The organism is Chitinimonas sp., assembly GCF_041904975.1.
In the GTDB taxonomy this organism is placed as follows: domain Bacteria; phylum Pseudomonadota; class Gammaproteobacteria; order Burkholderiales; family Chitinimonadaceae; genus Chitinimonas.
Genome location: NZ_JAYRLZ010000364.1, coordinates 1 through 3,492, shown reverse-complemented (window position 1 = coordinate 3,492; position 3,492 = coordinate 1). Strand labels below are relative to the sequence as shown.

Sequence of the window (3,492 nt, the reverse complement as noted above, 5' to 3'; positions counted from 1 at the left end):
CAGATGAAATGCCTCCTGAAAACCACGATAGCTGAGCAGCACCTCGCCAGGCTGCCTATCGGTCACCGCTACGGCAGCATCCAGGCCATTGAGCACGGTGACGAAGCGCTCATGCGAGGCTTTCAAGGCCTCGCGCTCGCGCTTGAGTTCGGTCACATCGCTCAGCGACGACACCCAGCCGGTTTGCTGGCCATCGCCATCGATCAGCGGACTGGCATACAGGCGTACATCGAAACGCTCGCCGTTGCGCCGCATAAATCGCAGCGAAAAACCATTGGGCGGGCATTCGCCGCGCAGGATGGCGGCATAGATCTGCTCGCACTGCACCGCTGACTCGGGCGGCCAGAACGGCTGCGGCGGCAGGCGGCCGAGCAGATCCTCCGCCTGCATATCCACCATGCGGCAAAACGCCAGATTCACATGCAGGGTGCGACCCTGGGTATCCATGGCGCAGATGCCGGACACCAGCGAATCCTCCATGGCGCGGCGCATGCTCATCTCACGGGTCAGGGCGCGCTCGGCCAGCAGGCGCTCATGCATATGGCGCTTGAGCACCCATAGTGACCACACCATCAAGGCGGTCAGCGCGGCCAGCGTCCAATACAAGGCATATTTCCACCATGACCAGGCATTGCTGTAAGCGGTGGCACGCAGGCGCATGCCGTAGCCGGGCGGATCGAACGCCACTTCATGGCTCAATGCGTTGCGAGTGTTTTCCGCGCTGGCTTGCGCGATGATCGGCTGCCCGTCGATGCCGATAAAGGACATCTGGTAGCGCTGGGCGATCCACCATGGCACATAGTGGCGCAACAGGCTGTTCATCGAGACGATGGCGACAAAGGCGCCCAGGGTGCTCTTGTTGCCCACCACCGGCTCAGCCAGGGCGATCACCTGGCCCGAACCCGGATAATCGAAAGTCGGGGTGGTAGCCGATACGCCCACCCTGGCCGCACGCTGGATCGGCTCCAGCGCCGCCGGCACGAATTCGATGGTATTGGTGGCATCATGCGGATGGCTCCACACCGCATCGCCGTATTCATTGGTAAAGGCTACCGCCAGCACTTCCACATGGCTGCGCATCATCTGCGCGGCCACTTTATGGAATAGCTCCTCGGTCATGCGGCCATCGACATAGTCGCGCCCCATCGCCGCCAACTGGTTCTGTCGGCCGGTCAGCTCGCCACGCAAGGCCTGTTCCTGCCACAGCACATCTTCGATAAGGGCATCGTGCTGCACCTCGCGCTCGCTGGCGCGCACAAACCACAGCAAGGCCACGCCGACTGCCAGAAAGCAGATCAGCGACAGATTCGGCATCGCCCACAGCCAACGCCCGGATTTGGGCTGGCGCGCGGCGAGGGGTTTGGCGGCAGAACGTGGCAAGCGATTCTCGCAATTGCGCAGGTTGAAACGGAGAAACGGCATTGTAGCGAGGTGCTGCGGTGGCTGCTCCGCAACGGCATGCTGGCGAAGCATGCCGCTACGTTACCGGATTCTACTGTTTCGACGCTTGGGTATTTCCCCCACACGGGCAGGAGGCCCGATCATGATTTGTCGCGCTTGGCGCGTGGATGGGCGGCATCATAGACCGCCGCCAGGCGCTGGAAGTCCAGATGGGTGTAGATCTGCGTGCTTGCAATGCTGGCATGGCCAAGCAATTCCTGGGTGGCACGCAAATCACCGCTGGACTGCAAGAAATGGCTGGCGCAGGCATGGCGCAGGCGGTGCGGGTGCAGCTTGTCAGCGACGCCCAGTCGGTCCGACCATTGATCAAGCCGCAACTGCACCGCACGCACGCCGAGGCGGCCGCCAGTGCGGCTGACGAACAAGGCCGGCTCACCCGGCCGGGCCAGCTGGCCGCGCACCAGCAGCCAGCCATCGATAGCGGCACGAGCACTGGCGCCCACCGGCACCTGACGCCCCTTGCCGCCCTTGCCGACCACCGTGAGGCTGGCACCGCCATCGAGAAAGTCGGCCAGATCGACACCAACCAATTCGGATACGCGCAGGCCCGAGGAATAGGCCAACTCGAACAGGGCGCGGTCGCGCCGTGCCAATGGATCGTCATCATCGAGAGCATCGAGAAACCCCGCCGCTGCATCGGCGCTGACCGGGCGCGGCAGTTTGCGCGCAGCACGGGGGCCACGGATCGCTTCGACCGGGTTGGCAATAAAGCCTGCCTCGCGGCATAGCAGCGCAAACCAGGCGCGCCAGGCACTGAGCCGCCGCGCAATCGAGCGTGCATCGTGGCCGCGTTGCTTCATCTGCCGCACAAAGCCGCGAATATCGCGCGCTTGCAGGCTATCGAGCGTGCGCTCACCCGCCAGCTCCAGCAGCAGGCGCGCATCGGCCAGGTAGGCGGCGCGGGTTGCCGCCGATTTGCCGCGCTCGCCGGTCAGATAGCGTTCGAAGCGTTCCAGTGCTGTCATGTCCTTCCTTGCCAGTTGCCCCATGCGGGCCGTGTTGCAGTTTTGTAGCCGGCGGCTTGCCCGCATCGGCGCTCCCCCCTAGACTGCGCGCCAACGCATCACGCCCGCCGCAGCAAGGAAAATACCATGGCAGCCGCTCCACAATACGACGAATCCTCGGTCAAGGTGCTCAAGGGCCTCGAGCCGGTCAAGCACCGGCCCGGCATGTATACCCGCACCGAAAACCCCTTGCATATCGTGCAGGAGGTGATCGACAACGCCGCCGACGAAGCCCTGGGCGGCTTTGCCAGGAATATCGAAGTGGTGATGTATCAGGATGGCTCGATCGGCGTCAGCGACGATGGTCGCGGCATTCCGGTCGGCATCCACCCGGAAATGGGCGTGCCTACCGTCGAGGTGGTGTTCACCCAGCTGCATGCCGGTGGCAAATTCAACAAGAAGGACGGCGGCGCCTATAGCTTCTCGGGCGGCCTGCATGGAGTGGGCGTCAGCGTCACCAATGCCCTGTCCACCCGGCTGGAAGTACGGGTGAAGCGCGAAGGGCAGGAACACGCACTGGCTTTTGGCGACGGCTTTGTCATCGAGCCCTTGGCGGTGCTCAAGGAAGTGGGCAAGAAGAACACCGGCACCAGCGTGCGTTGCTGGCCCGACCCGAAGTATTTCGATTCGCCGAATATCCCGATGGGCGAGTTGGCCCATATCCTGCGCTCCAAGGCGGTGCTGCTGCCCGGCATTGTGGTGACGCTGATCGTCGAAAAGAAAGACGGCAGCCGCGACACCCAGACCTGGTCCTATCCGGACGGTTTGGCCGGCTATCTGAACGAGCAGCTGGCCGGCGCCGACCTGGTGGTGCCGCTGTTCCGGGGCGAGCGCTATATCAGCGAAGCGAATGACAGCTTCTCCACCGGCGAAGGCGCCGCCTGGGTGATCACCTGGACCGAAGAGGGCGGCATTGCCCGCGAAAGCTATGTGAACCTGATCCCCACCCCTTCGGGCGGCACCCATGAAACCGGCCTGCGCGATGGCGTGTTCAATGCGGTGAAGACCTTTATCGACCTGCACAACC

At 63.6% G+C, this 3,492-nt stretch carries 3 protein-coding genes; 1 reads left to right on the top strand and 2 read right to left on the bottom strand.

Going from position 1 to position 3,492, the window contains the following annotated elements; all coding sequences use genetic code 11:
- On the bottom strand, nucleotides 1-1,380 hold a 1,380-nt coding region (locus tag ACE3OH_RS20795), incomplete at its 3' end, for a PAS domain-containing protein (RefSeq protein WP_374357694.1).
- Nucleotides 1,381-1,541: 161 nt separating this feature from the next.
- A complete protein-coding gene (locus tag ACE3OH_RS20790) occupies nucleotides 1,542-2,426 on the bottom strand; it encodes a tyrosine recombinase XerC (protein ID WP_374357691.1) in 885 nt (294 codons plus the stop codon).
- Between the two features lie 126 nt (nucleotides 2,427-2,552).
- Here ACE3OH_RS20790 and ACE3OH_RS20785 point away from each other — a divergent pair.
- Nucleotides 2,553-3,492, top strand: a 940-nt coding sequence (locus tag ACE3OH_RS20785) for an ATP-binding protein (protein ID WP_374357688.1), incomplete at its 3' end; no start/stop codon positions are given.